This is a genomic window from Youhaiella tibetensis (genome assembly GCF_008000755.1).
Lineage (GTDB): Bacteria > Pseudomonadota > Alphaproteobacteria > Rhizobiales > Devosiaceae > Paradevosia > Paradevosia tibetensis.
The window spans coordinates 2,259,257-2,284,706 of the sequence record NZ_CP041690.1 but is presented as its reverse complement, the minus strand read 5'-3'; the positions used below and the strand labels follow the sequence as shown (position 1 = coordinate 2,284,706).

Annotated in this window: 24 protein-coding genes; all 24 read left to right on the top strand. The window is 63.4% G+C overall.

What is annotated here, in order from left to right; all coding sequences use genetic code 11:
* Positions 1-8: 8 nt before the first annotated feature.
* The 24 genes from nuoH to tgt all read left to right on the top strand — a co-directional run bounded on the left by nuoH (position 9) and on the right by tgt (position 25,444).
* Complete coding sequence (gene nuoH, locus FNA67_RS11075; RefSeq protein ID WP_082202084.1) at positions 9-1,106, top strand: NADH-quinone oxidoreductase subunit NuoH; 1,098 nt, start codon at positions 9-11, stop codon at positions 1,104-1,106.
* A gap of 1 nt (position 1,107) precedes the next feature.
* Positions 1,108-1,590, top strand: coding sequence for an NADH-quinone oxidoreductase subunit NuoI (gene nuoI / locus FNA67_RS11070; protein WP_049705168.1), 483 nt, complete (start codon positions 1,108-1,110; stop codon positions 1,588-1,590).
* A 15-nt stretch (positions 1,591-1,605) separates the two neighbouring features.
* Positions 1,606-2,217 carry an NADH-quinone oxidoreductase subunit J gene (locus FNA67_RS11065; RefSeq protein ID WP_049705167.1) on the top strand — a complete coding sequence of 204 codons (612 nt, stop codon included), beginning with the start codon at positions 1,606-1,608 and terminating at the stop codon, positions 2,215-2,217.
* A 1-nt stretch (position 2,218) separates the two neighbouring features.
* Complete coding sequence (gene nuoK / locus FNA67_RS11060) at positions 2,219-2,533, top strand: NADH-quinone oxidoreductase subunit NuoK (protein WP_049705166.1); 315 nt, start codon at positions 2,219-2,221, stop codon at positions 2,531-2,533.
* A gap of 7 nt (positions 2,534-2,540) precedes the next feature.
* The gene (gene nuoL, locus FNA67_RS11055; RefSeq protein WP_147656066.1) at positions 2,541-4,595 is read left to right on the top strand and encodes an NADH-quinone oxidoreductase subunit L; all 2,055 of its coding nucleotides are present in this window, start codon (positions 2,541-2,543) and stop codon (positions 4,593-4,595) included.
* On the top strand, positions 4,592-6,103 hold the full coding sequence (locus FNA67_RS11050; protein WP_147656065.1) for an NADH-quinone oxidoreductase subunit M: 1,512 nt from the start codon (positions 4,592-4,594) through the stop codon (positions 6,101-6,103). Before nuoL ends, FNA67_RS11050 begins: the two co-directional genes overlap by 4 nt.
* 10 nt (positions 6,104-6,113) lie before the next feature.
* Complete coding sequence (gene nuoN / locus FNA67_RS11045) at positions 6,114-7,559, top strand: NADH-quinone oxidoreductase subunit NuoN (RefSeq protein ID WP_049705163.1); 1,446 nt, start codon at positions 6,114-6,116, stop codon at positions 7,557-7,559.
* 94 nt (positions 7,560-7,653) lie between these two features.
* On the top strand, positions 7,654-8,400 hold the full coding sequence (locus tag FNA67_RS11040) for a biotin--[acetyl-CoA-carboxylase] ligase (RefSeq protein WP_147656064.1): 747 nt from the start codon (positions 7,654-7,656) through the stop codon (positions 8,398-8,400).
* A gap of 140 nt (positions 8,401-8,540) precedes the next feature.
* Positions 8,541-10,160 (top strand): ribonuclease J, encoded by a 1,620-nt coding sequence (locus FNA67_RS11035; RefSeq protein WP_244616670.1) that lies wholly within the window; start codon positions 8,541-8,543, stop codon positions 10,158-10,160.
* A 9-nt stretch (positions 10,161-10,169) separates the two neighbouring features.
* The gene (locus FNA67_RS11030; protein WP_049705160.1) at positions 10,170-10,415 is read left to right on the top strand and encodes a DUF1467 family protein; all 246 of its coding nucleotides are present in this window, start codon (positions 10,170-10,172) and stop codon (positions 10,413-10,415) included.
* A gap of 16 nt (positions 10,416-10,431) precedes the next feature.
* A complete protein-coding gene (locus FNA67_RS11025; protein WP_147656062.1) occupies positions 10,432-11,112 on the top strand; it encodes a class I SAM-dependent methyltransferase in 681 nt (226 codons plus the stop codon).
* A gap of 418 nt (positions 11,113-11,530) precedes the next feature.
* Positions 11,531-12,880 carry a proline--tRNA ligase gene (proS, locus tag FNA67_RS11020; RefSeq protein WP_147656061.1) on the top strand — a complete coding sequence of 450 codons (1,350 nt, stop codon included), beginning with the start codon at positions 11,531-11,533 and terminating at the stop codon, positions 12,878-12,880.
* A gap of 59 nt (positions 12,881-12,939) precedes the next feature.
* Positions 12,940-14,250 (top strand): ABC transporter permease, encoded by a 1,311-nt coding sequence (locus tag FNA67_RS11015; protein WP_147658187.1) that lies wholly within the window; start codon positions 12,940-12,942, stop codon positions 14,248-14,250.
* Positions 14,243-14,929, top strand: a complete 687-nt coding sequence (locus tag FNA67_RS11010) for an ABC transporter ATP-binding protein (RefSeq protein ID WP_049705157.1) — start codon at positions 14,243-14,245, stop codon at positions 14,927-14,929. The genes FNA67_RS11015 and FNA67_RS11010 overlap by 8 nt, the downstream gene beginning before the upstream one ends.
* A 361-nt stretch (positions 14,930-15,290) precedes the next feature.
* A complete protein-coding gene (gene dnaE / locus FNA67_RS11005) occupies positions 15,291-18,737 on the top strand; it encodes a DNA polymerase III subunit alpha (RefSeq protein ID WP_147656060.1) in 3,447 nt (1,148 codons plus the stop codon).
* A gap of 83 nt (positions 18,738-18,820) precedes the next feature.
* Complete coding sequence (locus FNA67_RS11000; RefSeq protein ID WP_147656059.1) at positions 18,821-19,441, top strand: LysE family translocator; 621 nt, start codon at positions 18,821-18,823, stop codon at positions 19,439-19,441.
* Between the two features lie 4 nt (positions 19,442-19,445).
* Positions 19,446-20,189, top strand: a complete 744-nt coding sequence (locus FNA67_RS10995; RefSeq protein WP_147656058.1) for a hypothetical protein — start codon at positions 19,446-19,448, stop codon at positions 20,187-20,189.
* Between the two features lie 7 nt (positions 20,190-20,196).
* Positions 20,197-20,817, top strand: a complete 621-nt coding sequence (locus FNA67_RS10990) for a LysE family translocator (RefSeq protein ID WP_170267289.1) — start codon at positions 20,197-20,199, stop codon at positions 20,815-20,817.
* Between the two features lie 41 nt (positions 20,818-20,858).
* On the top strand, positions 20,859-21,350 hold the full coding sequence (gene coaD / locus FNA67_RS10985) for a pantetheine-phosphate adenylyltransferase (protein WP_049705152.1): 492 nt from the start codon (positions 20,859-20,861) through the stop codon (positions 21,348-21,350).
* Positions 21,347-21,931 carry a peptidylprolyl isomerase gene (locus FNA67_RS10980; RefSeq protein WP_049705151.1) on the top strand — a complete coding sequence of 195 codons (585 nt, stop codon included), beginning with the start codon at positions 21,347-21,349 and terminating at the stop codon, positions 21,929-21,931. Before coaD ends, FNA67_RS10980 begins: the two co-directional genes overlap by 4 nt.
* 24 nt (positions 21,932-21,955) lie before the next feature.
* The gene (locus tag FNA67_RS10975; protein ID WP_049705150.1) at positions 21,956-22,432 is read left to right on the top strand and encodes a peptidylprolyl isomerase; all 477 of its coding nucleotides are present in this window, start codon (positions 21,956-21,958) and stop codon (positions 22,430-22,432) included.
* A 109-nt stretch (positions 22,433-22,541) separates the two neighbouring features.
* Positions 22,542-23,630 carry a tRNA preQ1(34) S-adenosylmethionine ribosyltransferase-isomerase QueA gene (queA, locus tag FNA67_RS10970; protein ID WP_147656056.1) on the top strand — a complete coding sequence of 363 codons (1,089 nt, stop codon included), beginning with the start codon at positions 22,542-22,544 and terminating at the stop codon, positions 23,628-23,630.
* Positions 23,627-24,271: an exopolysaccharide biosynthesis protein gene (locus tag FNA67_RS10965; protein WP_147656055.1), complete on the top strand. Its 645-nt coding sequence runs from the start codon at positions 23,627-23,629 to the stop codon at positions 24,269-24,271. The genes queA and FNA67_RS10965 overlap by 4 nt, the downstream gene beginning before the upstream one ends.
* Before the next feature lie 45 nt (positions 24,272-24,316).
* On the top strand, positions 24,317-25,444 hold the full coding sequence (tgt, locus tag FNA67_RS10960; protein WP_147656054.1) for a tRNA guanosine(34) transglycosylase Tgt: 1,128 nt from the start codon (positions 24,317-24,319) through the stop codon (positions 25,442-25,444).
* The last annotated feature ends 6 nt before the right edge of the window (positions 25,445-25,450 follow it).

The following is a 25,450-nucleotide window of genomic DNA, read 5'->3' as shown; positions in this document are numbered from 1 at the left end:
GAAGCACTATGGACTTCGTTGTTTCAGCGCTGAACTACCTGCTCGGCATCCCCATCCTGGGTTGGGGTGACACGGTTGGTTTCATCTACAAGGCGCTGCTGCTGCTCGTTGCGCTCTTGGTCTTCACCGCCTTCATCCTTCTGGCGGACCGCAAGGTCTGGGCCGCGGTCCAGATCCGTCGCGGCCCCAACGTGGTGGGTGCGTTCGGCCTGCTCCAGAGCTTTGCCGACCTTCTGAAGTTCGTCTTCAAGGAACCGATGGTCCCTGCCGGCGCGGACAAGGTGCCGTTCCTGCTGGCGCCGTTCGTCACCGTGCTGCTGGCGCTCTCGGCCTGGGCGGTGATCCCGCTCGACCAGGGCTGGGCCATGGCCGATATCAATGTCGGCATCCTCTACATCCTGGCGATCTCATCGCTCGGCGTTTACGGCATCATCATGGGCGGCTGGGCTTCGAACTCGAAGTACGCTTTCCTCGGTGCCCTGCGCTCGGCGGCGCAGATGGTGTCCTACGAAGTCTCGATCGGCTTCGTGATCGTCACCGTGCTGCTTTGCGTGGGCTCGCTCAACCTCACCGATATCGTGATCGCGCAGCGCGAAATGGGCTTGGCCCATATGCTCGGCGTGCCGTGGCTCAGCTTCCTCAACTGGTTCTGGCTGCCGCTCTTCCCGATGTTCATCATCTTCTTCATCTCGGCGCTTGCCGAGACGAACCGCCCGCCGTTCGACCTGCCGGAAGGCGAGTCCGAGCTCGTGGCCGGCTTCATGGTCGAGTATTCGTCCACGCCCTACGTGATGTTCATGCTGGGCGAGTACGTCTCGATCATCCTGATGTGCGCCATGACGACGATCCTCTTCCTTGGAGGCTGGTCTTCGCCCATCGAGCTGCCGCCGTTCACCTGGATCCCCGGCGTGGTCTGGTTCGTCATCAAGCTCTGCCTGGTGTTCTTCATGTTCGCCATGGTCAAGGCCTTCGTCCCCCGTTACCGCTACGACCAGCTCATGCGGCTCGGCTGGAAGGTGTTCCTGCCCATTTCCCTGGCGATGATCATCGTCGTCGCCTTCGTTCTCCAGCTCACCGGCTGGGGCTGGCATGGAGGAGTGGCCTGATATGCGCCAGTTCCTGAATTCGCTGCTGCTCAAGGAGTTCGTGTCGGCCTTTGCCTTGTCGATGCGCTACTTCTTCAGCCCCAAGCCCACCATCAACTATCCCTTCGAGAAGGGGCACGTGAGCCCGCGCTTCCGCGGCGAACACGCGCTGCGCCGCTACCCCAATGGGGAAGAGCGCTGCATCGCCTGCAAGCTCTGTGAAGCGATCTGTCCGGCCCAGGCCATCACCATCGAGGCCGGTCCGCGCCAGAACGACGGCACGCGCCGCACGGTGCGCTACGACATCGACATGGTGAAGTGCATCTATTGCGGCTTCTGCCAGGAAGCGTGCCCGGTGGATGCGATCGTGGAAGGCCCGAACTTCGAGTTCGCCACCGAAACCCGTGAAGAGCTTTACTTCAGCAAGGAAAAACTCCTCGCCAACGGGGATCGCTGGGAGCGCGAGATCGCGCGCAACATCGCGCTCGACGCGCCCTACCGGTAAGGACAGGACCATAATATGACCCTGCCGCTTTTCTTCTTCTACATCTTCGCGATCATCGCGGTGGCGTCCGCCGCCATGGTGATCTTCTCGCGAAACCCCGTGCACTCGGTGCTGTTCCTGATCCTCACGTTCGTGAACGCTGCGGGTCTGTTCATGCTGGCCGGTGCGGAGTTCCTCGCGCTGATCCTCATCGTCGTCTATGTCGGTGCGGTGGCGGTGCTGTTCCTCTTCGTCGTCATGATGCTCGATGTCGATTTCGCCGAGATGCGCCAGGGCATGCTGCAATACGCGCCCATCGCCGCGGTCGTCGGCATCATCTTCCTGCTTGAGTTGCTGCTGCTGGCCGGTACGTTCTTCATCTCGCCCGACGTGGTTGGGCAGAGCGTGGTGCCGATCGATGCCACCATCGACAATACCCGTGCGCTCGGGCAGGTGATCTACACCCGCTACGTGTTCCTCTTCCAGGCGGCAGGTGCCGTGCTGCTGGTCGCCATGGTTGGCGCCATCGTGCTCACCCTGCGCCACCGCACGCAGGCCAAGCGGCAGAACATCGCCAAGCAGGTCGCGCGCGGCAAGGACTCGATCAAGGTCGTCAGCGTCAAGACAGGTCAGGGACTGGAGGGCTAAAATGGCAGTCGCAATTGGGCTCGGTCATTACCTGACCGTCGGAGCCATCCTGTTCACGCTGGGCGTTTTCGGGATTTTCCTCAACCGCAAGAACATCATCATCATCCTGATGTCGATCGAATTGATCCTTCTGGCGGTGAACCTGAACTTCGTGGCCTTTTCGGCCCACCTGGGCGACCTCGCCGGCCAGGTCTTCGCGCTGCTGATCCTGACGGTCGCGGCGGCGGAAGCCGCCATCGGCCTGGCGATCCTCGTGATCTTCTATCGTAACCGCGGCTCGATCGCCGTGGACGATGTCAACGTGATGAAGGGCTGACCCTGCGATGATCCAGGCCATCGTCTTCCTGCCGCTGATCGGCGCACTGATCGCGGGTCTCCTGGGCCGGGTGATCGGACACAAGGTGTCCGAATACATCACCACGGGCCTGCTCATCCTCGCGGCGCTCCTCTCCTGGGCTGTCTTCATTCCCTACGCCTTTGGCGGCGGGGCCGAGGCAGAGGCTGCCGCGCACGGCGCCGCGACCAAGGTGGAGCTCTTCCGCTGGATCCAGTCCGGTGCGCTCGATCTGCGCTGGGTCCTGCGCGTCGATACGCTCACCGCGATCATGCTGGTCGTGGTGACGACGGTTTCGAGCCTCGTGCACGTCTATTCGATCGGCTACATGGCCGACGATCCGCACCGCTCGCGCTTCTTCGCCTACCTCTCGCTCTTCACCTTCGCCATGCTCATGCTGGTGACCGCCGACAACTTCGCGCAGATGTTCTTCGGCTGGGAAGGCGTGGGCCTGGCGTCCTACCTGCTGATCGGCTTCTGGTATACGCGTCCGTCCGCCAATGCCGCGGCCATGAAGGCCTTCGTCGTCAACCGTGTCGGTGACTTCGGGTTCCTGCTCGGCATCTTCGCGGCCTTTGCGGTTATCGGCTCGCTTGATTTCGACACGGTTTTCCACTCGCTCGACAGCGTCAAAGATGCGCGGTTCCACTTCCTGTCGTGGGACTTCCACGCCATGACCGTGGTCTGTCTGCTGCTGTTCCTTGGCGCCATGGGCAAGTCGGCGCAGTTCCTGCTCCACACCTGGTTGCCGGACGCTATGGAAGGCCCGACGCCGGTTTCGGCCCTCATCCATGCCGCCACCATGGTGACGGCGGGTGTGTTCATGGTCGCCCGTCTTTCGCCGCTCTTCGAGCTCTCCACCGTCGCCATGACCGTGGTGCTCGTGATCGGCGCCATCACCGCGTTCTTTGCGGCGACGGTTGGACTGGTCCAGAACGACATCAAGCGCGTCATCGCCTATTCGACCTGTTCGCAGCTCGGCTACATGTTCGTGGCGCTTGGGGCAGGGGTCTATTCGGCCGGCATGTTCCACCTGTTCACGCACGCCTTCTTCAAGGCGCTGCTGTTCCTGGGCGCTGGCTCGGTCATCCATGCGATGCATCACGAGCAGGACATGCGGAACATGGGCGGTCTCGCCCGCAAGATTCCGATCACCTACTGGATGATGATCATCGGCACGCTGGCGCTGACGGGTGTCGGCATTCCCGGCACGCCGCTTGGATTTGCCGGCTTCTTCTCCAAGGATTCGATCATCGAGGCGTCTTATGGCGTCGGCGGTTCGGTCGGCACGCTGGCCTTCTGGCTGCTGGTGGTGGCGGCGATGTTCACGAGCTTCTACTCGTGGCGCCTCATTCACCTGACCTTTCACGGCGAGCCTCGCCGCGGTGCGCCGATGCACGATCATGACGAGCACTCCCATGTCGAGCCCGATGCCCACGGCGAAAGCCACGACAGCCATGACGCCTTCGAGCATGCTCACGAGAGCCCGAGCGTCATGCTGATCCCGCTCTTCGTTCTCGGTATCGGTGCCGTGTTCTCGGGTGTGGTGTTCTACGACATGTTCTTCGGCCACGCCGAGCATATCACCCACTTCTTCCAGGGCTCGATCGCGGTGAACGAGCATGCGCTCGAGGCGGCTCACGAAAGCCCGCTCTGGGTCAAGTGGTCGGCCACCATCGCCATGATCATCGGCTTCGTGGCCGCCTGGCAGATGTATATCCGCGATACCCGCATTCCGCAGAACCTGGCAAAGGCCAATCCCGGCCTCTACCAGTTCCTGCTGAACAAGTGGTACTTCGACGAACTCTACGACTTCATCTTCGTGCGTCCGGCCCGCTGGATCGGCAACGCACTCTGGCGCGGCTTCGATGACTGGCTGGTTGACCAGACCATCGTCGAAGGCCTTGGCAACCGGGTCAAGGACCTGACGGCACGGGTCGTCAAGCTGCAGTCCGGCTATCTCTATCACTATGCCTTCGCGATGCTCATCGGGGTCGCAGCCCTGCTGACCTGGGCCATCGCGAGTGGGGGGCTCCTCGGATGACGTTCGACAACTCCATCCTGACCATCGTCACATTCCTGCCGCTGGTCGGGGCGCTGCTGCTGCTCTTCTTTCCGGGGCGCGATGAGGCGGCTGCCAATACGCAACGCTGGATAGCGCTGATCACCACGCTGGTGACCTTCGTGCTGACCCTGATGGTCTGGGCACACTTCGACCCGGCCAATGCCGGGTTCCAGATGGTGGTCAACGTGCCGTGGATCGGTGAGAGCATCGGGTACCGTATGGGCGTGGACGGCATTTCGGTGCTTTTCATCCCGCTCACGGGCCTGTTGATGCCGATGTGCGTGCTGGCGAGCTGGGACTCGGTGCACAACCGGGTGCGCGAGTACCTGATCGTGTTCCTGGTGCTCGAGACCCTCATGCTCGGCGTCTTCTCGACGCTCGACGGCGCCATGTTCTACGTCTTCTTCGAAGGCACGCTGCTGCCGATGTTCCTCATCATCGGCATCTGGGGCGGCGCCCGTCGCATCCAGGCGGCCTACAAGTTCTTCTTCTACACCTTCGTCGGCTCGGTCCTGATGCTGCTGGCCATCATGGCCATCTACTGGCAGGCCGGTACGCTCGATATCGCCAAGCTCCTGACCTTCAAGTTCGACAAGAGCGTGCAGCCCTGGCTGTGGATCGCGTTCTTCGCCTCGTTCGCGGTCAAGATGCCGATGTGGCCGTTCCACCGGTGGTTGCCTGAAGCGCACGTCGAGGCGCCGACGGGTGGCTCGGTCATCCTGGCGGCCATCCTGCTCAAGCTTGGCGGCTACGGCTTCCTGCGCTTCTCGCTGCCGATGTTCCCCGATGCCTCCGCCCAGTTCGCGAACTTCGTGTTCGTGCTCTCGGTAGCGGCCATCATCCTGACCTCGCTCATCGCGCTCGTGCAGACCGACATGAAGAAGCTCATCGCTTATTCGTCGGTGGCGCACATGGGCTTTGTCACCATGGGTATCTTCGCGGGCAACGTCTATGGCGTTCAGGGCGCGATCTTCCAGATGATCTCGCACGGTATCGTCTCGGGCGCGCTCTTCTTCATCGTCGGCGTCGTCTACGACCGCATGCACACCCGCGAGATTTCCGCCTATGGCGGTCTCGTCGAGCGGATGCCGCGTTATGCGTTCGTGTTCATGATCTTCACCATGGCCAATGTCGGTCTGCCCGGCACGTCCGGCTTCATCGGTGAATTCCTGACGCTCCTGGGCACGTTCCAGATCAACACCTGGGTTGCCGCGTTTGCGACCACGGGCGTGATCCTGTCGGCCTGCTACGCGCTTTATCTCTATCGCCGTGTTGTCTTCGGCGCGCTCACCAAGGAAGCGCTGATGGGCATCCTGGATCTCAACTGGCGTGAAGCGGCGATCCTGATCCCGCTGGCCGTGCTGACGATCTATTTCGGTGTCTATCCGGCACCGATCCTGGATGCGACCCGCACGGCGGTCGACCTGCTTGTCACGAACTTTTCCGCCGCGGTCGGGCACGTTCCCGCTGCCGTAGCGGCGCACTAGGGGCTTTTCGATGACCTCCGATATCACGAGCTTCGCTTCCCTCGCTCCGGCCTACCCGGAAATGCTGGTCGCGGCCGGTGCCTTGGTGCTGCTGTTGCTCGGCGTCTTCTCCAAGAAGCCCAACACGATCGTGCTTTCGTGGCTGGCGATCCTTGTCCTGCTGGTTGCGATGGCGCTCGTCATCCTGCAGCCGGTGGGCGGCATCATCTTCTCGGGCGGCTTCATCCTTGATGGCTTCGCCCGCTACATGAAGGTGCTGGTGCTCGGCGGCTCGGCCTTCGCGCTGATCCTGTCGTTCTCCACCAACAAGGAGAACGGGCTCGACAAGTTCGAGTATCCGGTCCTCGTGCTGCTGGCGACCGCCGGCATGATGATGATGGTGTCGGCCAACGACCTGATGAGCCTTTATGTCGGTCTCGAACTGCAGAGCCTGGCGCTTTACGTCGTCGCTGCCATCAAGCGTGACAGCGAGAAGGCGACTGAAGCGGGCCTCAAGTATTTCGTGCTTGGTGCCCTGTCCTCGGGCATGCTGCTCTATGGCGCCTCGCTGATCTATGGCTTCACCGGCCACACTCAGCTCGACCAGATCACCCAGGTCATTGCCTCGGGCGGACGCAATATCGGCGTCGTCTTCGGCGTGGTGTTCCTGCTGGCCGGCCTCGCCTTCAAGATCTCGGCCGTGCCGTTCCACATGTGGACGCCCGACGTCTATGAGGGCGCCCCGACGCCGGTAACCGCGTTCTTTGCGACCGCGCCGAAGGTCGCCGCCATGGCGCTCTTCATCCGCCTCGTCATCGAAAGCTTCGCGCCAATCTCGCAGGATTGGCAGCAGATCGTGATCTTCCTGTCGATCGCCTCGATGGTGCTCGCCGCGTTTGCCGCCATCGGCCAGCGCAACATGAAGCGACTGATCGCCTATTCCTCGATCGGCCATATCGGCTTCGCCCTTGTCGGCCTCTCCTCGGGGACGCAGGTGGGTGTGGAGGGCGTCGCCATCTACATGGCCATCTATATCGTGATGACTGTCTGCCTCTTTGCGGCTCTGCTTTCGGTTCGCGCCGATGGCGAGGCTGTCGAGGAGATTTCCGACTATGCTGGGTTGGCCCAGCGCCGTCCCTTCGTCGCTGCGATCATCGCCATCCTGATGTTCTCGCTGATCGGCCTGCCGCCGCTCGCCGGGTTCTTCGCCAAGTGGCACGTGTTCCTGGCGGCGATCGAGGCCAGGCTCTTCGTGCTTGCCGTCATCGGCGTGCTGGCATCGGCGGTGAGCGCCTTCTATTACCTGCGCGTGATCAAGACGATGTATTTCGATGAACCGGTGCGCCAGTTCGAGCGCGTGCCAAGCGAACTGGCTGCCGTGATGGCGGTGACGGGTTTCTTTATCGTCACCTACTACTTCACGCTCGGTTCGCCGCTCGCCTCCTGGGCCCACACGGCGTCGGGAAGCCTGTTCTAAGGTGTCCCGGCCCTTCAGGCTCGGTGCAAAAGCAAGCCTCGCAGGTTACCGCCTGCGGGGTTTTGATACTGTAGGCTCTACTAATACCGAGGCAATGAAGGCCGCGCAGGGCGGAGATGGCGGCCCGATCTGGTTTGCTGCCCTCCAGCAGACCGATGGGCGCGGCCGGCGCGGGCGTCCCTGGGTGTCGCCGCACGGCAATCTGGCGGCCAGCCTCTTGATCGTGCCCGATGTCGACCCCACCTTCGCTGCAACGCTGGGCTTCGTTGCCGGCGTCGCGCTCAACTGCGCGCTGGCGGCGGTACTTCCGCAAGGCAAGTTCAAGACCGGCTTGGACGGAGCTGATGGCGACGAGGGCGGCAAACGTGCCCGCATCGCCCTCAAGTGGCCCAACGACGTGCTGGCCGACGGGGCCAAGCTCTCGGGCATCCTGCTCGAGGCGCAGAAGCTCGCCGATAGCCGTACCGCGATCGTGATGGGGTGCGGCGTCAACGTCGTTGCAGCGCCCGAAGGAACACCGTATCCCGCAACCAGCCTTCGCGACCTGGGCGCCGATGTGGATGCACAGGCCGTGTTCGAGGCCCTGACCCAGGCGTGGGTGGATACCTATGCGTTGTGGGACCAGGGCAGGGGCATTCCTGAGGTTTTGCGCCAGTGGCGCGATTTCGCGGCCGGAATCGGCGCGCCGGTGGCGGTGAATCGCCACGGCGACATCGTCCGCGGAATCTTCGAGACGATAGACGACGCCGGCAGGCTGGTCGTGCGCGCGGATGACGACACGCGCATCGCGATAACCGCCGGCGACGTCCATTTCGGTACGACGGCAAGCGTCGCGCCGTAACGGAATTGACATTGCAAGTAGGCGTCGGGCGAGCGGAACTCCGCTGTCGCCACGACCGATTTTGGATTGGATAGCTAATGAAGAAGCCATTGACCGATGAACTTGTCTTCGTCCCCCTTGGGGGCGTCGGCGAGATCGGCATGAACATGGGGGCCTACGGTTTCGGCCCCGCAAACCGCCGGAAGTGGATCGTGGTCGATTGCGGCGTGAGCTTTGGCGGGCCGGACCTGCCGGGCATCGAGTTGATCATGGCCAACCCGGAGTTCCTCGAAGAGAACGCCGACGATGTGCTGGCGCTGATCCTCACCCACAGCCACGAAGACCATTACGGCGCCGTGCTCGACCTTTGGCCGGGCTTCGAGAAGCCGGTCTACGCCACCGCGTTCACCGCCGCGATGCTGGCCGCCAAGCGCGCCGCCGATGCCATCGTCGATGAAGTGCCGGTGCGCCTGATGCAGACCGGCAAGCCGTTCGAAGTCGGCCCGTTCACCATCGAGCCGATCAACGTCGCGCACTCGATTCCCGAAAGCTGCGCGCTCCTGATCACCACGCCGGTGGGCCGTGTGCTTCACACCGGCGACTGGAAGCTCGATCCGTCTCCCGTCGGCAGCCCGCCGACCGACATCGAGCGTTTGAAGCGCATCGGCGCCGATGAAGGCGCGCCGCCGCTGGCGCTCATCTGCGACAGCACCAATGCGCTCAAGGACGGCGAGAGCCCGAGCGAATCCATCGTCGGCGATACGCTGGCCGCGCTCATTGCTGCAGCGCCCTATCGCGTGGCGCTCACGACCTTCGCCTCCAATGTGGGACGCGTGATTTCGATCGCCCGCGCGGCCGAGAAGGCCGGACGTCAGGTCGTGGTGTCGGGCAGGGCGCTTCACCGCATCACCGGCATCGCCCGTGAGCTGGGCATGATGGAAGGCATCGCGCCGTTCCTCGACCAGGACATGTACAAGAGCCTGCCGCGCGACAAGGTCGTGCTGCTGTGCACCGGCTCGCAGGGCGAAGCCCGTGCGGCCATCGCCCGCATCGCGCGCGGCGAGCACCCGGCGATCGACCTCAATGCCGGCGACCAGGTGATCTTCTCGTCCTGGGCGATCCCCGGCAACGAGCGCGAAGTCATCGACATTCAGAACCGCCTCATCGACCGCGGCGTCGACGTCATCACGCAGGCCGATGGCCTGGTGCACACGACCGGCCACCCGCGCCGCGAGGAGCTCAAGCGCCTTTACGACTGGGTCAAGCCGACGGTTCTGGTCCCCGTGCATGGCGAGGCTGCGCACCTTCAGGCCCATGCCAAGCTCGGCCGCGACCATGGCGTTCCGAACGTCCTCGAGATCCGCAACGGCGATCTCGTGCGGCTCTTCCCCGAGCCCATGTCTTTCCCCGGTGAAGTTCGCTCCGGTGAGCTCTATCTCGACGGGCTCGTGCTCTGCACGCCCGAGGAGAGTGGGGTGAAAGGCCGCAGGAGACTTTCGTTCGGCGGTCATATAGTCGTGAGCCTGGCGGTCACCGGCAATGGGCAGGTGGTTTCGGGCCCCGAGGTGGTGATAGAAGGTCTGCCTGAGGTCGAGGACGACGACGAGACGATCGGCGAGGTGGTCGACAAGACCATCAAGGGCGTCTTGCGGAGCGTTCCGGCCAAGCGCCGGGGCGATGTCGAGATGCTCAACAGCGCCTTGCATCGCGCCATCCGGGCCGAGGTCAACTCGTTCTGGGGCCGCAAGCCGAACGTCACGGTGTTCGTGCACCGAGTTTAGGAGAGCCTTATGCAGATCGGCAGCTGGATCGCGATTTACTTCATCATCTGGTGGGTATGCCTGTTCGCAGTGCTGCCGTTCCGCGTGCGCAATCAGATCGACGCGGGCGAAGTGGTTCGGGGCACCGAGCCCGGCGCGCCGGTCCTGCCGCGCCTCGTGCCGCGCCTCATCGCCAACAGCCTGGTGTCGGCCGTGGTGATGGGCCTCATTCTCTGGGGGCTCTCCAACCCCTGGCTGCAGCACTACTGGCACTAGGCCAAACGGGGGCGTCTTGAGCGAAATCGAGAACGCCCCGCGCCGCACTGCGTCGGATGTCGCCGCATTCATCCGGGAGAACCTTGCGCTTCTCCCGGTGCCGGCCTTTCCCGACATCGTCCTTTATACTCCCCATCCCGCCAGCGGTCTCCGGCGATTGGAGAGCGCCGTCGATGAGGACGCCGATCCCTGTCCTCCGTACTGGGCCTATGTCTGGGGCGGGGGAGCGGTGCTCGTCCGGCACATCCGGGCCAATCCCGGGCTCGTGCGGGAACGGCGGGTCGTGGATCTCGGGTCCGGCTCGGGAATCGTCGGCATTGCCGCGGCCAAGGCTGGCGCGGCCTCTGTTCTGGCGGCGGAGGTCGACAGGAACGGGCTGGCTGCCATCGCGCTCAACGCCGCCGCTAACGGGGTGGAACTCGCCTCAACCGGCGACGACCTGATCGCGGGCGATCCGCCCGATGCCGACCTCGTGCTTGTGGGCGACCTCTTTTATGCGCCGGACCTGGCAGGTCGTGTTCTGCCTTTCCTTGCCCGGTGCGTGGCGGCGGGTGTCGAGGTCGTGGTCGGCGATCCTTTTCGGGCCCATCTCCCGCTGGGCGCTCTGCACCCGATCGCGGAATATTCCGTCGCCGATTTCGGCGATTCCCCGCACGCTGCCGGTACGCGTAGCGCGGTCTTCCAGCTACACACCTGAAGCGGCGCCAGCCTCCCGCGCGAGACGCATCCGCCGCTCAGTTTCGATGCGCACACGTGTGCTCTCATTTCCGTGAAGGCGGTGCAGGCGCTTCTTCGAGCGGACTGTAAAATTCCTGCCATAATCCGCTGATAGGCAATAAAAAAAGCAGGGCGCGTAGCCCTGCTTTTGGAAAGTTTCGCGACAATACGTCGGTCTTACGCGCGCACGTAGCGGCGGCCAACGCTCCTCCCTTGACGTTGTCGGCGTCCGGCGGTTTCTCGCCGCCTTTGTGTTTATGGGGCTGGACCCTAACAACTCAAAACACCCCTGTCACGCAGATTCTGCATAGCTTGTATGCTTGCAACGCGGTGATTTGTAGGATTTGACTACGGACCATCCAAAGCCTCGAATCGACGTCCGCGAAACCGGAGTAGTTATGCGTCTTTCCCGTTACTTCCTGCCCGTTCTTCGCGAGGTTCCCAAGGAAGCCGAAATCGTTTCCCATCGGCTCATGCTGCGCGCGGGCCTCATCCGCCAGCAGGCGTCGGGCATGTATTCCTGGCTGCCGCTCGGCTACCGCGTGCTGATGAAGGTCAAGGCCATCATCGAGCAGGAGCAGGATCGCTCGGGCGCCATCGAATTGCTCATGCCCACGCTGCAGTCCGCCGACCTCTGGCGCGAGAGCGGGCGTTACGACGCCTATGGCAAGGAGATGCTGCGCATCAAGGATCGCAACGAGCGCGACATGCTCTACGGTCCCACCAACGAGGAGATGATCACCGACATCTTCCGGACCTATGTGAAGTCCTACAAGGACCTGCCGCTCAATCTCTATCACGTGCAGTGGAAGTTCCGTGACGAGATCCGCCCGCGCTTCGGCACCATGCGCAGCCGCGAGTTCCTCATGAAGGACGCCTATTCGTTCGACCTGGACGAGGCGAGCGCGGTCAAGGCTTATCACCGGATGTTCGTGGCCTATCTGCGCACCTTCTATCGTCTGGGCGTCACCGCCATTCCCATGCGTGCAGACACCGGCCCGATCGGCGGCGACCTCAGCCATGAGTTCATCATCCTGGCCGACACCGGCGAAAGCGCCGTCTTCTGCCATGCCGACCTGCTTGAGAAGCCCATCCCGGCCATCGACACCGATTATCGCGGTGACCTGGCGCCCATCGTGGCGGACTGGACCTCGCTCTATGCGGCGACCGAAGAGATGGTCGACATGGGCGCCTTCGAGGCGGAAGTGCCAGAGGCCAAGCGGGTTTCTGCGCGCGGTATCGAAGTCGGCCATATTTTCTACTTCGGGACGAAGTATTCCGCGCCCATGAAGGCGACCGTGACCGGTCCCGATGGCAAGGAAGTAACCGTGCATATGGGTTCCTATGGCATTGGCCCCACCCGCGTGGTGCCCGCCATTATCGAGGCGAGCCACGACGAGGCCGGCATTATCTGGCCGGTCAGCGTGGCCCCCTTCGAAGCGGTCGTGATCAACCTCAAGTCCGGCGACGCCGATTCGGACGCCGCCAGCGAGAAGCTCTATGGCGAGCTGCAGAATGCCGGCGTGGATGCGCTCTACGACGACACCGAGCAGGGCGCCGGCGCCAAGTTCTCGACCGCCGACCTGATCGGCATTCCCTACCAGCTCATCGTGGGGCCGCGCGGCCTCAAGTCGGGCGAAGTCGAAATCAAGCATCGCAAGACCGGTGAGCGCGAGACGTTGCCGGTCGCGGCCGCGGTCGAAAGGCTGCGAGGCCTGATCGAACCGCAAAGGCGGAACAAGGTTTGAACGCTCCCACACCGCAGATCGCCGAGCAATCCACGAACGCCTTTTCGCGCTTCGAATGGATGATAGCAGGCCGTTACCTTCGCGCCCGCCGCAAGGACGCCTTCATCTCGGTGATTGCGGCCCTGACCATGGCAGGCGTCGCCATCGGCGTCGCCACGCTCATCGTGGTCATGTCGGTCATGAACGGGTTCCGCGACGAACTGCTGACCAAGATCCTCGGTCTCAACGGCCATTTCTCGGCCTACCCGATCGAAGAGAAGTTCACCGACTACAAGCCGACGGTTGAGCTCATCGAGGGCGTGCCGGGGGTTCGGCATGCCGTTGCCTATGTCGAGGGGCAGGCCCTGGTCTCGAGCCAGTCCAACGCCTCGACCGGGGCCACCGTGCGCGGCATGGAGTTTTCCGACATCCAGAAGCTCGGGCTGCTCTCCCAGAGCGCCCAGCAGGGCGGATGGGATCAGTGGGATCAGTCCCAGGGTGTCGCAATCGGCTATCGGCTTGCCGAACGGCTCGGCGTCGGCATTGGCGATCCCATAACGATCGTCAATCCGAACGGAGCCACCACGCCCTTCGGCACGACGCCACAGATCCGCTCGTTCCCCGTCAACGTCATCTTCAACGTGGGCATGGTCGAGTTCGACAGTTTCTACGTCTACATGCCGATGCACCTGGCCCAGGACTACTTCAAGATGTACGACGATGTCCTCAAGCCAGGGGTCGAACCACCCGATCCCATGGCGACGGACGAGGAGATCGACGCGGCCTACGAGCGCCAGTATCGGGCAAGCGCCATCGAGATTTTCATCGACAACCCCGACGACATCAACACGATGCGCGAACGGTTGCAGAATACGCCCGGGATACGGCCGATGATCCTTTCGGACTGGCAGCAGCGCAACGAGACGTTCTTCTCGGCCCTTCAGGTCGAGCGGGTGGTGATGTTCACGATTCTCTCGATGATCGTGCTTGTGGCGGCATTCAACATCATTTCCAGCCTCGTCATGCTGGTGAAGGACAAGGGCGCCGACATCGCCGTCCTGCGCACCATGGGGGCCACGCGCGGTTCGATCATGCGCATCTTCTCGATCACCGGCACGGCGATCGGGGTCATCGGCACGCTCATCGGGTTCGTGGCGGGCGTGCTGATTGCGTCCAATGCCGAGGCGCTGCGCGCCGGCATTTCCGAGCTCATCGGGGTGCGGCTCTTCCCGCCGGAAGTGTTCTTCCTCTCGTCGCTTCCCTCCAAGATCGATCCCTTCGAGGTAACGGTCGTGGTGGGGCTGGCTTTGCTGCTCAGCTTCCTGGCGACGCTTTATCCGGCCCTGAGGGCCGCCCAGTACGATCCGGTCGAGGCCCTGCGGTATGAGTGATACGCAACTGGTTCTGCGGGGTGTCCACCGCCACTATGGCGACGGCGACACCATCGTACGGGTTCTCGAATCCGCCGACCTGACGGTCAAGGGCGGTGAACTGGTGGCGCTTGTGGCGCCCTCGGGCGCAGGCAAGTCGACCCTCCTGCACATCTCGGGCCTGCTCGAGCGGCCCCAGCAGGGTGAGGTCGAAATCCTGGGCGTGCCGACCAGTCATCTGGGCGACCGCGCGCGCACCATGCTGCGTCGCACCACCGTCGGCTATGTCTACCAGTTCCATCATCTGCTGCCCGAGTTCACGGCCCTCGAAAACGTCTCGATCCCGCAATTGATCGCGGGCAAGAGCCAGGCTGATGCCGACAAACGCAGTCACGAACTCCTGGCGATGCTCGGTGTGGACTCGCGTGCCGCACATCGGCCGGCCGAACTGTCGGGCGGCGAGCAGCAACGCGTCGCCATCGCGCGCGCGGCGGCGAACCATCCCCGCGTCGTGCTGGCCGACGAACCGACGGGCAATCTCGATCCTGCCACCAGCGATCTGGTCTTCGAGGCGCTGCGTCAGCTTATCCGGGACGAGGGCGCCGCAGCCCTTATCGCAACCCACAATCACGACCTGGCCCGCCGCGCCGATCGCATCGTCACCCTTCGTGACGGCCTGGTGCTTCCGCACACCCTCTAGGCCTCTCCGGCCATCTTGCGCTTTGGTCCTGTTGTTCGTTGCGTGAACAGCGGGGAGGGCACCCGATTTGATTCAAATTTTAACGTTTCGTTACCCTTTTAACCTCGCGAACACCCGTGTTCCTGGACATGAACGAATAGAGAACATATAAGAACGGAACAGCAACAAAGGAGCTTTGAAATGATCATCGGTTTCATCAAGGACCTGTTCGCCGTTCTCGCCCTGGGTGCTTTCACCATCTCCGCGCTCACCTGGATGGATGTGTTCTCCCGACTCGTGTGAGGGTTGTGAATTGATCGTGAGGCGCAGTTGGTTCTGCGCCTCCTGGATGTAAAAGATACGTCCACACGGAATATCGTTCATGCCCGGTCCAGGTTTCATTCATCTGCACGTCCACTCGGCCTTTTCCCTTCTCGAAGGGGCCATCCAGCTCGCCAAGATTCTGGAGCTGGCCAAGGAGGACAAGCAGCCCGCGATCGGCATCGCCGACACTAACAACCTCTTCGGCGCTCTCGAACTCTCCGAAAAGGCCACCAGCAAGGGCATTCAGCCGCTGATCGGGTGCGAGCTGGCGCTCGATTTCTGGACCGCCGACGATCGCGGGCCCGAACGCGGCAATTTCGGCAAGGGCGGGGTTGTGCTCATGGCGGCGACCGGTGAGGGGTTCTCCAATCTCTCGCGTCTGGTCAGCCGCGCTTATCTGGAAGGCGAGAACGGCAGGGCCGCCGCCAAGATCGGCTGGCTCGATCGTGATAACCTCCAGGGCATCATCTGCCTGACGGGCGGGCCGGAAGGATCAGTCGATCCCTTCTTCGCCAGTGGCCTTGAAGCCCACGCCCATTCGCGGCTCGATCGGTTGCGCGAGCTGTTCGACGACCGGCTCTATATCGAGTTGCAGCGCCACGGACGCCACAACGAGGCGCTCGTTGAGCCGCAGCTGCTCGACTACGCCTATAAGCGCGGCGTTCCGATCGTTGCCACGAACGAGCCGTTCTTCAAGTCGCGCAAGGATTTCGAGGCGCATGACGCGCTGCTGGCGATTGCGGGCGGCACCGTGCTCGCCCAGACCGAGCGGCGCAAGCTCTCGGACCAGCACTATTTCAAGACGCGCGCCGAGATGATGGAGCTCTTCGCCGATCTCCCCGAGGCGCTCGACAGCACCATCGAGATCGCGCAGCGCACGAGCTACCGGCCGCGCACGCGCGGGCCGATCCTGCCCAAGTTCGCCGCTGCCCCGGGGGTGAGCGAGGATGAGGCCGTGGCCGCCGAAGCGGCAGCGCTCGGGAAAATGGCGCGTGATGGCCTCGCCAAGCGGTTCGAGGTCAACGGCCTGGCGCCGGGTTGGACCGCCGAGCAGTATCATGAACGGCTCGAGTTCGAGCTCGGCATCATCCAGAAGATGAAGTTTCCCGGCTACTTCCTCATCGTGGCCGACTTCATCCAGTGGGCGAAAGGGCAGGGTATACCCGTTGGCCCCGGCCGTGGTTCGGGCGCCGGTTCGCTCGTCGCCTGGGCGACGACCATCACCGACCTCGACCCGCTCCGCTACAACCTGCTCTTCGAGCGCTTCCTCAATCCGGAACGCGTCTCGATGCCCGACTTCGATATCGACTTCTGCCAGGATCGCCGCGAAGAGGTGATCCGTTACGTGCAGCAGAAATACGGGGCCGAGCAGGTGGCCCAGATCATCACCTTCGGTACGCTTCAGGCGCGCGCTGTGCTGCGCGACGTGGGCCGCGTACTGCAGATGCCATACGGCCAGGTGGATCGCATCTGCAAGCTCGTTCCGGCCAATCCCGCCGATCCCTGGACGCTGGAACGTGCCCTCGCCGAAGTTCCGCAATTGCGGGCGATGCGCGACGAGGACGAAACCGTCTCCCAGCTCCTCGAAATCGGCCAGGCGCTCGAAGGGCTCTTCCGCCACGCTTCGACGCATGCTGCCGGCATCGTGATCGGCGACCGCCCGCTCCAGGAGTTGGTGCCGCTTTACCGCGATCCGCGCTCGGACATGCCGGTCACCGAGTACAACCTCAAGTGGGTCGAGCCCGCTGGGCTAGTGAAGTTCGACTTCCTGGGCCTCAAGACGCTGACGACCATCAGCTACGCCGTCAAGATGATCAACGGCGAGAACGGCACCTTCGACATCGACAAGATTCCCCTCGATGACGAGGCGACCTACAAACTTTACGCGGGCGGGGACACGGCGGGTATCTTCCAGTTTGAAAGTCCGGGCATGCGGCGTGCCCTTATCGACCTCAAGCCCGACCGCATCGAAGACCTCATCGCCATGAACGCGCTCTATCGGCCCGGCCCGATGGATAACATCCCCAGCTTCTGCGACCGCAAGCACGGCCGCGAGCAGGTGGAATACCCGCACGAGGCCCTCAGTTCGGTGCTCGATGAAACCTACGGAATCATCGTCTACCAGGAGCAGGTGATGCAGATCGCCCAGGTGCTCTCGGGCTATTCGCTCGGCGAGGCCGACATGCTCCGCCGAGCCATGGGCAAGAAGATCAAGGCCGAGATGGACGCCCAGCGCGTCCGATTCCGCGACGGCGCCATCAAGAATGGCGTCTCGGAAGCCCTCTCCGATACGATCTTCGATCTTCTCGCAAAGTTCGCCAACTACGGCTTCAACAAGAGCCACGCGGCCGCCTACGCCTGGGTGTCCTATCAGACGGCCTACCTCAAGACCCATTATCCCGAGGAATTCCTTGCAGCCTCGATGACCCTCGACATGGGGCTCACTGAAAAGCTGGCGGATTTCCGGCGCGAGGCCCTGCGCCACAACATCACCATCGTGCCTCCGTGCGTGAACCAGTCCGAGGCGGTCTTCTCGGTGCGAGACAAGAAGGTCCATTACGGCCTGGCCGCGGTCAAAGGCATCGGCCGGCAGGTGGCCGACCATATCGCAGAGATTCGGGGCGATCGCCCGTACGCGGATCTCGCCGACTTCGCCACGCGCGTCGACCCCAAGATCGTCAACCGACGCACGCTCGAGACGCTGGTCAATGCCGGCGCCTTCGATTCCCTGGTTTCGCGGCGCGAGCAGGCCTTTGCCGCAATCGACTCCGTGCTGGGCACCGCTCAACGCGTCGCGTCTGACCGCAACGATGGCATCGTGGACATGTTTGCGTCCGACAAGCCTGAGCCGATCATCCTGCCTGAGATGTTCGAGCCCTGGAGCCTGGCCGAGCGGCTGGAGCGTGAGTACTCGGCCATCGGTTTCCATCTCTCGGCTCACCCGCTCGACGCCTATACCGATCTCTTCGAGAAACTGCGCGTGCAGCGCTGGGGCGATTTCGAGCGTGCCGTCAAGGAAGGGGCGCGGGCGGGGCGTATTGCGGGCACGCTGTCCTCGCGGCAGGACCGACGGACGCGCAAGGGCACGCCAATGGCCATTCTCAACCTCTCCGATCAGAGTGGCGGCTACGAGTGCATCGCGTTCTCCGAGCAGATTTCGCTCTATGGTTCGGTGCTCGAAACCGGTCGTTCGCTGATCCTCGAGGTCGAGGCGGACGAGCGCCCGGATGGGATCAGCCTGCGCTTGATCAAGGCGGAATCGATCGACGGCGCTACCGAGAAGCTCGGGCGCCAGCTCACCGTGTTCCCGGAGAGCGAGAAGTGCCTGCCGGCCATTCGCGCCCAGCTCAAGCCGGGTGGTGAGGGGGCAGTGACGCTCATCGTGTCGCGCGATGGCGGTGCGCGCGAATACGAGATCAAGCTTCCGGGCAGCTTCAAGCTGACGGCGGAGGTGGCGGGCGGCATCAAGGCCCTGGCCGGGGTAACCGACGTTCGCCTCAATTAGCCGGTTCGGCGCCACTTTCCGGTTTCGAACCAAGGTGCGGCAGTGATATCTCCTGATGGGCGTTTTGCTCGCGGGGGACAAACATGTTCGATCTGCCGACCATCATCACCTATCTCGGTGCGTGTTTCGTGCTGGCCATAGTGCCGGGGCCGACCGTGACCGTCATCATTGCCAATGCGCTGGCGCGCGGAACGCTCGCCGGTCTTGCCATCGTGCTCGGTACGCAAATCGGGCTCGTCACCATGATCCTGGTCGTGGCGACCGGGATGGAGGCGCTCGTCAGTTTCATGGGTTGGGCCTTCGACTGGATCAAGCTGGTCGGCGCGGCGTATCTGATCTGGCTCGGCTTCAAGATGCTGCGCAGCAAAGGCGAGCTCGGCACGGCCAAGGCCGTCAAAGATAAGTCCTTCATGGCCATCGTGCTCGAAGGGTTCTTCGTCATCTGGGCCAATCCCAAGGCGCTGATCTTTTTCGGGGCCTTCATTCCGCAGTTCGTAAAGGTCGAGAGCCCGACCTTTCCGCAGATCATGGTCCTCGGCTTCTTCTTCATGCTCGTCGCCGGTTCGACCGATTCCATCTACGCCATCATTGCGGGCCGTGCCCGGGGGCTGCTGAGCACGGCTCGCGTGCGCCTGCTCAATCGCGTTTCCGGCGTTATCCTCATGGCCGGCGGCGTCTGGCTGGCCCTCCAGAAGCGAGCTTGAGAGTTTGAGCATCCAACTCCTGAGCGCGGCGGCGCGGCCCGACCTGCGGCCCGCCGCCGAAGCGCTTACCGCCGCGCTCTATCCGCCTTACATGCAGCACGACACGGTCTCGAACTGGGCCTGGGAGGCGCTCTACGATCCGCAACTTGCCGACTATCAGACGATTGCCGTCGACGAGGCGGGCGTGGTGGTTGCCCTGGGGAACGCCATTCCGTTCCTTTGGGAGGATGGCACTGAACTTCCTGATGAGGGATGGGACGCAGTGCTTGGAGGCGGCGTGTCCGACATGCGTGCAGGCCGCAAGGCCAATGCTCTTTCGGCTCTCTCGATCGTCGTTGCGCACTCCCAGCGTGGATCCGATCTTGCCGATCGCATGCTGGGCGCGATGAAAGAAGCGGCGCGGGCCAAGGGGCTTGGTGCCCTGGTTGCCCCGGTCCGTCCGACGCGCAAGGCCCAATACCAATTGCAGTCGTTCGCGCAGTATTGCGGGTGGCAGCTGCCGGACGGCGCGCCATTCGATCCCTGGGTGCGCAAGCACTGGCGTTTGGGCGCGCGCATCGTGAAGGTTGCACCCCGCTCGATGGTGATTCCAGGCACGTTGGCGCAATGGCAGGAATGGACGGGCCTGCGGTTTCCGCAGAGCGGGGAATACGCCTTCGATGGTGGCCTGGCGCCGCTGTCGGTCGATGTGGAACGTGACCAGGCGGTCTATGTCGAACCCAATCTCTGGATGCAGCATCAGCTTTGACCTCGCCGTGTTCGATCTAGCCAGCCTCACCACCTTCATTATCGCCGCCTTTGTGGTCGTCATCGTCCCGGGCATCACCGTTTCGGCCATCGTCAGCACGGCCCTGGCGCGCGGGTTCAAGGCCGGCATGCTCATGGAACTGGGAGCGCAGGTCGGCCGGCTTTCCATGGTGATCCTAGTGGCGATCGCGCTCGAGGCCGTCACGGCAGCGGTCAACGCGTCCTTCTTCTGGATCAAGCTGGGCGGGGCGGCCTATCTCGCCTGGGTCGGCTGGGGGTATCTGAGCTCGCGGAGCTCGATCTCCGTAGACAAGTCACACACCGAGCGTACCGCCTGGCGGCAGGTCGTATCGGGCTTCTTCGTGCTCTGGAGCAATCCAAAGGCGTTCCTGTTCTTCGGGGCCTTCCTGCCACAGTTCGTCAACCCGATGCATCCGGCCTGGCCGCAGGTGCTGGTGTTGGGGCTGATCGAGATGGGCGCCGCGCTCATCACCGATACAGGCTATATCGTGATCGCCTCGCGGGCCCGGCATCTGCTGACGGGCCAGTTGGCGTTGCAGGTCAATCGTGCGGCCGGAGCGATCCTGATCGGGGCGGCCCTCTGGCTTGCCTTGCAGCATCAGGCGTGACACAACCCGCCCAACAACGAAAAACCAGGCGGGGGACGTCAATGTCGCGGCTTGTCGGCTTTTATCCGGGCTCGTTCGATCCGGTCACCAATGGGCACCTCGACGTCATCGAACGGGCCTGCAAGCTGGTCGACAGGCTGGTAGTCGCCGTTGGCACCCATCATTCAAAGGCGCCGCTTTTCGCCCACGAGGATCGCATGGAGCTGTTGCGCCAGACCGTGGATCCCATCGGAAAGCGTACCGACACCGTCATCGACGTCATCGAGTTCGATGGCGTCATGGTCCTGGCGGCGCGCGAGGCGGGGGCCAAGCTGGTCATCCGTGGCCTGCGCGACACCACCGACTACAACTACGAAATGCAGATGGTCGGGATGAACGCCCAGATGGCGCCCGACCTCCAGACGGTTTTTGTGCCCTCCAGTCCGCATGTCCGGCACATCTCCGCCACACTTGTGCGTCAGATCGCCCAACTGGGCGGTGACATTGCCGCTTTCGTTCCCGCAATCGTTCTTAAGGCCCTGAAAAACAAATGAGCGCTGCTGCCTTTCCGCGCGTCGATCGCTTCATCGGCATTCTTGCATTCGCCTTCGTGGCGGTCATCGCCAGCGCGCTGGGCGTGCCCCAGGCAGCCCAGGCCCAGCAGACCGGCACCCCGCACCTGATGCTGCAGCTCAAGGACGGCACCGTCGATATCGAGCTGCTGCCGAACCTGGCGCCCAAGCATGTCGAGCGCATCGTCACGCTCACCGAGAAGGGCTTTTACGATGGCATCGTCTTCCATCGCGTGATCGACGGCTTCATGGCGCAGACCGGCGATCCGACCGGCACCGGCATGGGGGGCTCGGATCTTCCCGACCTACCGGCCGAATTCTCGAGCGAGCCGTTCGTTCGTGGTGTCATCGGCGCGGCGCGCACGCAGGACCCGAACAGCGCCAATTCGCAGTTCTTCATCATGTTCGCCGACGCGCCGCACCTGAACGGTCAGTACACCGTTTTCGGCAAGGTGGTTGCGGGCATGGAGTTCGTGGACAATATCAAGAAGGGTTCGCAGGCCGATAACGGCGCTGTCACCGATCCGGACAAGATCATTTCCGCAAAGATCGAATACAAGTAACCCCGAACCTTCAGGAGATCTCTCATGGCCGATTACGCCGATCCCGAAAATACCCTGGTCATCGAGACCACCAAAGGCAACGTCGTCATTCAGATGCGACCGGACCTGGCTCCCAACCACGTAGAGCACATCAAGAAGCTCGCCCGTGAAGGCTTCTATGACGGGGTGGTGTTCCATCGCGTGATCGACGGCTTCATGGCGCAGACCGGTGATCCGACCGGCACCGGTATGGGCGGCTCCAAGTACCCGGACCTCAAGCAGGAATTCAATGCCGAGCCGCACGTTCGCGGTGCGGTTTCGATGGCCCGCGCCCAGAACCCGAACAGCGCCAACTCGCAGTTCTTCATCGTGTTCGACGATGCCCGTTTCCTCGACCGCCAGTACACGGTCTGGGGCAAGGTCATCGAGGGCATGGAAAATGTCGACCAGATCAAGCGCGGCGAGCCCGTTCAGGATCCGGACAAGATGGTGTCGGTCAAGGTCGCTGCCGACATCGCCTGATGATGCGCGCCGCGGTTGACGCGGCGCTGTTGATGGCGTGGGCTTTACGGCCCGCGCCATTGCATTTCTTCGACGCGGCACGCCGTGCCCGCGTCCTGCACGGTTCCCGATGCGCGTAGACGATTTCGATTTCGAGCTCCCCAACGACCTGATCGCCCTTCACCCGGCCGAGCCCCGCGATTCCGCGCGGATGCTGGTGGTCGAGCCGGGGAGGGGTATGGAAGATCGCGTCGTCACTGATCTCGTCGACATCCTGCAGCCGGGCGACGTGCTGGTGGCCAACGATACCAAGGTGCTGCCGGCCGATCTGCGCGGCATCCGCGTGCGTGGCGAGAACCGCTCGTCCGTTGCCTTCAACCTCCACAAGCGCGTGGACGCGCGCACCTGGAAGGCCTTTGCGCGCCCCGCCAAGCGGCTCGCCGAAGGCGATCGGCTTGAACTGGGCAATGGCGAGCAGGAGCCGCTGCTGGCTACGCTCTCGGAAAAGGGAGAGGGAGGGGAGGTTACGCTCACCTTCGACCTGTCCGGCGCCGAGCTCGATGAAGCCATCAAATCGCATGGCGCGATGCCGCTGCCGCCCTATATCGGGGCCAAGCGCGACCTCGAGGAGCGCGACAAGTCCGACTACCAAACCGTCTATGCCCGCCACGACGGGGCAGTGGCGGCGCCGACGGCTGGGTTGCACTTCACCGAGTCACTTCTCGAACGTCTCGCCGCCAAGGGCGTGGCCTTCGAGCGCGTGACGCTCCATGTCGGGGCAGGGACGTTCCTTCCGGTCAAGGTCGATGACGTCAAGGACCACAAGATGCACGCCGAGTGGGGCGTGATCGACGAGGATACGGTATCGCGCATTCTCGCCGCCAAGGCCCGTGGCGGGCGGATCGTAGCCGTCGGAACGACGAGCCTGCGCCTGCTCGAGAGCGCGGCGCGCGCGACCGGCACCCTCGCGCCCTTTTCCGACGACACGGACATCTTCATCACGCCCGGTTTCCGGTTCCGCGTGGTCGACGTCCTCATGACGAATTTCCACCTGCCGCGCTCGACGCTGTTCATGCTGGTGAGTGCGTTCGCCGGGTTCGAGACGATGCACGCCGCCTATCGGCATGCGATCGAAAACCACTATCGCTTCTATTCCTACGGCGATTCCTCGCTGCTGTTCCGCGCCGACCTGCCATCGGACGCCGGGACGAACCAGTGAGCGCGGACGGGGCGGGCGGGGTTTCGCGCAGTCCCGTCGAGCGCTACACCGACCGCATGGTCGCTGCCTTGCAGCGGCTGGAGGCGAGCGACGATCCCAACCTGACCTTCTCGCGCCTGATCGATGTCATGGGGCGTAGCTCGCACCGGTTGCTGATCCTGCTTTTCACCCTGCTCAACATGCTGCCCGGGCCGCCCGGTTTCGGCGGCACCATCGCCTGGACGACCTTTGGCATCGCGCTGGCGATGATCTTCGGCTGGCCCATCCGGCTTCCGGCCCTGATCGGCGACCGCAAGCTCCCGCTCAGCCTGCTGATCAAGCTGAGCGAACGCGTGGCCGTCGCCGCGCGCTATGCGGCGCGCTTCTCCCGGCCCCGGCTCAAGTGGCTCACCGGGGCGGCCGCGACCATTCCGTTCGGCATCTTCGTGATGGCGATCAGCGTAGTGATGACCATCCCGATCCCTTTCATCAACGCCATTCCCAATGTCGGGCTCTGCATCATGAGCTTTTCGATGCTCAATCGCGACGGCGTCGGACTTCTGGCCGGGCTCGTCGTCTGCCTGCTTGGCCTCACTGTTGCCGCCGCCGCTCTCTTCGGGGCGTTCGAGCTGGCCAGCACGGCCATCGAGTCGATCCGGTGAGTTGCACCGTTGTCCGCGCCAGAGCAAACCGGTAGAACGCCGCCCATGAAGCAGGTCAATTTCTCCCTCCTCGCCACCGACGGCAATGCCCGGCGCGGGCGCATCGACACCCCTCGCGGCGACATCCAGACCCCGGCATTCATGCCGGTCGGTACGGCTGGCACCGTCAAGGCCATGTATCCCGAACAGGTGCGCGAGACCGGGGCGGATATCCTTCTGGGCAACACCTACCATCTGATGCTGCGGCCGGGAGCGGAGCGCGTCGCGTCGCTGGGTGGGCTTCACACCTTCATGGATTGGGAGCGCCCCATTCTGACCGACAGCGGCGGGTTCCAGGTGATGTCGCTGGCCAAGCTGCGCAAGCTCGACGAGAAGGGCGTCACCTTCCGTTCCCATATCGACGGCTCGGCCTATTCACTCACGCCTGAGCGCTCCATCGAGATCCAGACGCTGCTCGACAGCGACATCATCATGCAGCTCGACGAGTGCATTCCGCTGCCCAGCGAGACGCGCGAGATCGAGCGGGCCATGGAGCTTTCGCTGCGATGGGCCGACCGGTCCAAGACCGCGTTCAACAATCAGGCCAATCGCGCGCTTTTCGGCATCGTCCAGGGCGGCGACGACCTGCGGCTCCGCGCCAAGTCGGCCGCCGGCCTGCAGTCGATCGGCTTCGACGGCTATGCGGTGGGTGGCCTTGCGGTGGGCGAGCCGCAGGAAGTGATGTTCGAGGTGCTGTCCGGCGTCTGCCCGCTTCTGCCCTCGGACCGTCCGCGCTACCTGATGGGCGTCGGCAAGCCCGACGACATCCTGGGCGCCATCGAGCGCGGCATCGACATGTTCGACTGCGTGCACCCGACCCGCGCCGGCCGGCACGGGCACATCTACACGCGCTTCGGCGTCATCAACATGAAGAATGCCCGGCATAAGGATGATGCGCGCCCGGTGGACGAGCAGTCGCCCAACCGCAATTGCCGGCGCTTTTCGCGAGCCTATCTCCACCATCTGGTGAAGACCGAAGAGATTTTAGGCGCGATGATCCTTTCGCAGATCAACCTTGCCTATTATCAAGAACTTGTAGCCGGTGCCCGGGCCGCTATCGAAGCCGGGACGTTTTCCGAATATGCGGAAGCCACGCGCGCCGGATGGGCGGGTGGCGATCTGCCACCGCTCTAACAGGGG

What these genes read in the sequence shown, in the direction of transcription:
- FNA67_RS11015 (WP_147658187.1), top strand. Translation starts at nt 12,940, where the DNA reads ATGATAGCAGGCCGTTACCTTCGCGCCCGCCGCAAGGACGCCTTCATC.
- FNA67_RS11040 (WP_147656064.1), top strand. Translation starts at nt 7,654, where the DNA reads ATGAAGGCCGCGCAGGGCGGAGATGGCGGCCCGATCTGGTTTGCTGCC.
- FNA67_RS10980 (WP_049705151.1), top strand. Translation starts at nt 21,347, where the DNA reads ATGAGCGCTGCTGCCTTTCCGCGCGTCGATCGCTTCATCGGCATTCTT.
- proS (WP_147656061.1), top strand. Translation starts at nt 11,531, where the DNA reads ATGCGTCTTTCCCGTTACTTCCTGCCCGTTCTTCGCGAGGTTCCCAAG.
- FNA67_RS11035 (WP_244616670.1), top strand. Translation starts at nt 8,541, where the DNA reads ATGAACATGGGGGCCTACGGTTTCGGCCCCGCAAACCGCCGGAAGTGG.
- nuoK (WP_049705166.1), top strand. Translation starts at nt 2,219, where the DNA reads ATGGCAGTCGCAATTGGGCTCGGTCATTACCTGACCGTCGGAGCCATC.
- dnaE (WP_147656060.1), top strand. Translation starts at nt 15,291, where the DNA reads ATGCCCGGTCCAGGTTTCATTCATCTGCACGTCCACTCGGCCTTTTCC.
- FNA67_RS11010 (WP_049705157.1), top strand. Translation starts at nt 14,243, where the DNA reads ATGAGTGATACGCAACTGGTTCTGCGGGGTGTCCACCGCCACTATGGC.
- FNA67_RS10975 (WP_049705150.1), top strand. Translation starts at nt 21,956, where the DNA reads ATGGCCGATTACGCCGATCCCGAAAATACCCTGGTCATCGAGACCACC.
- coaD (WP_049705152.1), top strand. Translation starts at nt 20,859, where the DNA reads ATGTCGCGGCTTGTCGGCTTTTATCCGGGCTCGTTCGATCCGGTCACC.
- nuoN (WP_049705163.1), top strand. Translation starts at nt 6,114, where the DNA reads ATGACCTCCGATATCACGAGCTTCGCTTCCCTCGCTCCGGCCTACCCG.
- FNA67_RS11030 (WP_049705160.1), top strand. Translation starts at nt 10,170, where the DNA reads ATGCAGATCGGCAGCTGGATCGCGATTTACTTCATCATCTGGTGGGTA.
- FNA67_RS11000 (WP_147656059.1), top strand. Translation starts at nt 18,821, where the DNA reads ATGTTCGATCTGCCGACCATCATCACCTATCTCGGTGCGTGTTTCGTG.
- FNA67_RS11065 (WP_049705167.1), top strand. Translation starts at nt 1,606, where the DNA reads ATGACCCTGCCGCTTTTCTTCTTCTACATCTTCGCGATCATCGCGGTG.
- nuoH (WP_082202084.1), top strand. Translation starts at nt 9, where the DNA reads ATGGACTTCGTTGTTTCAGCGCTGAACTACCTGCTCGGCATCCCCATC.
- tgt (WP_147656054.1), top strand. Translation starts at nt 24,317, where the DNA reads ATGAAGCAGGTCAATTTCTCCCTCCTCGCCACCGACGGCAATGCCCGG.
- nuoI (WP_049705168.1), top strand. Translation starts at nt 1,108, where the DNA reads ATGCGCCAGTTCCTGAATTCGCTGCTGCTCAAGGAGTTCGTGTCGGCC.
- nuoL (WP_147656066.1), top strand. Translation starts at nt 2,541, where the DNA reads ATGATCCAGGCCATCGTCTTCCTGCCGCTGATCGGCGCACTGATCGCG.
- queA (WP_147656056.1), top strand. Translation starts at nt 22,542, where the DNA reads ATGCGCGTAGACGATTTCGATTTCGAGCTCCCCAACGACCTGATCGCC.
- FNA67_RS11050 (WP_147656065.1), top strand. Translation starts at nt 4,592, where the DNA reads ATGACGTTCGACAACTCCATCCTGACCATCGTCACATTCCTGCCGCTG.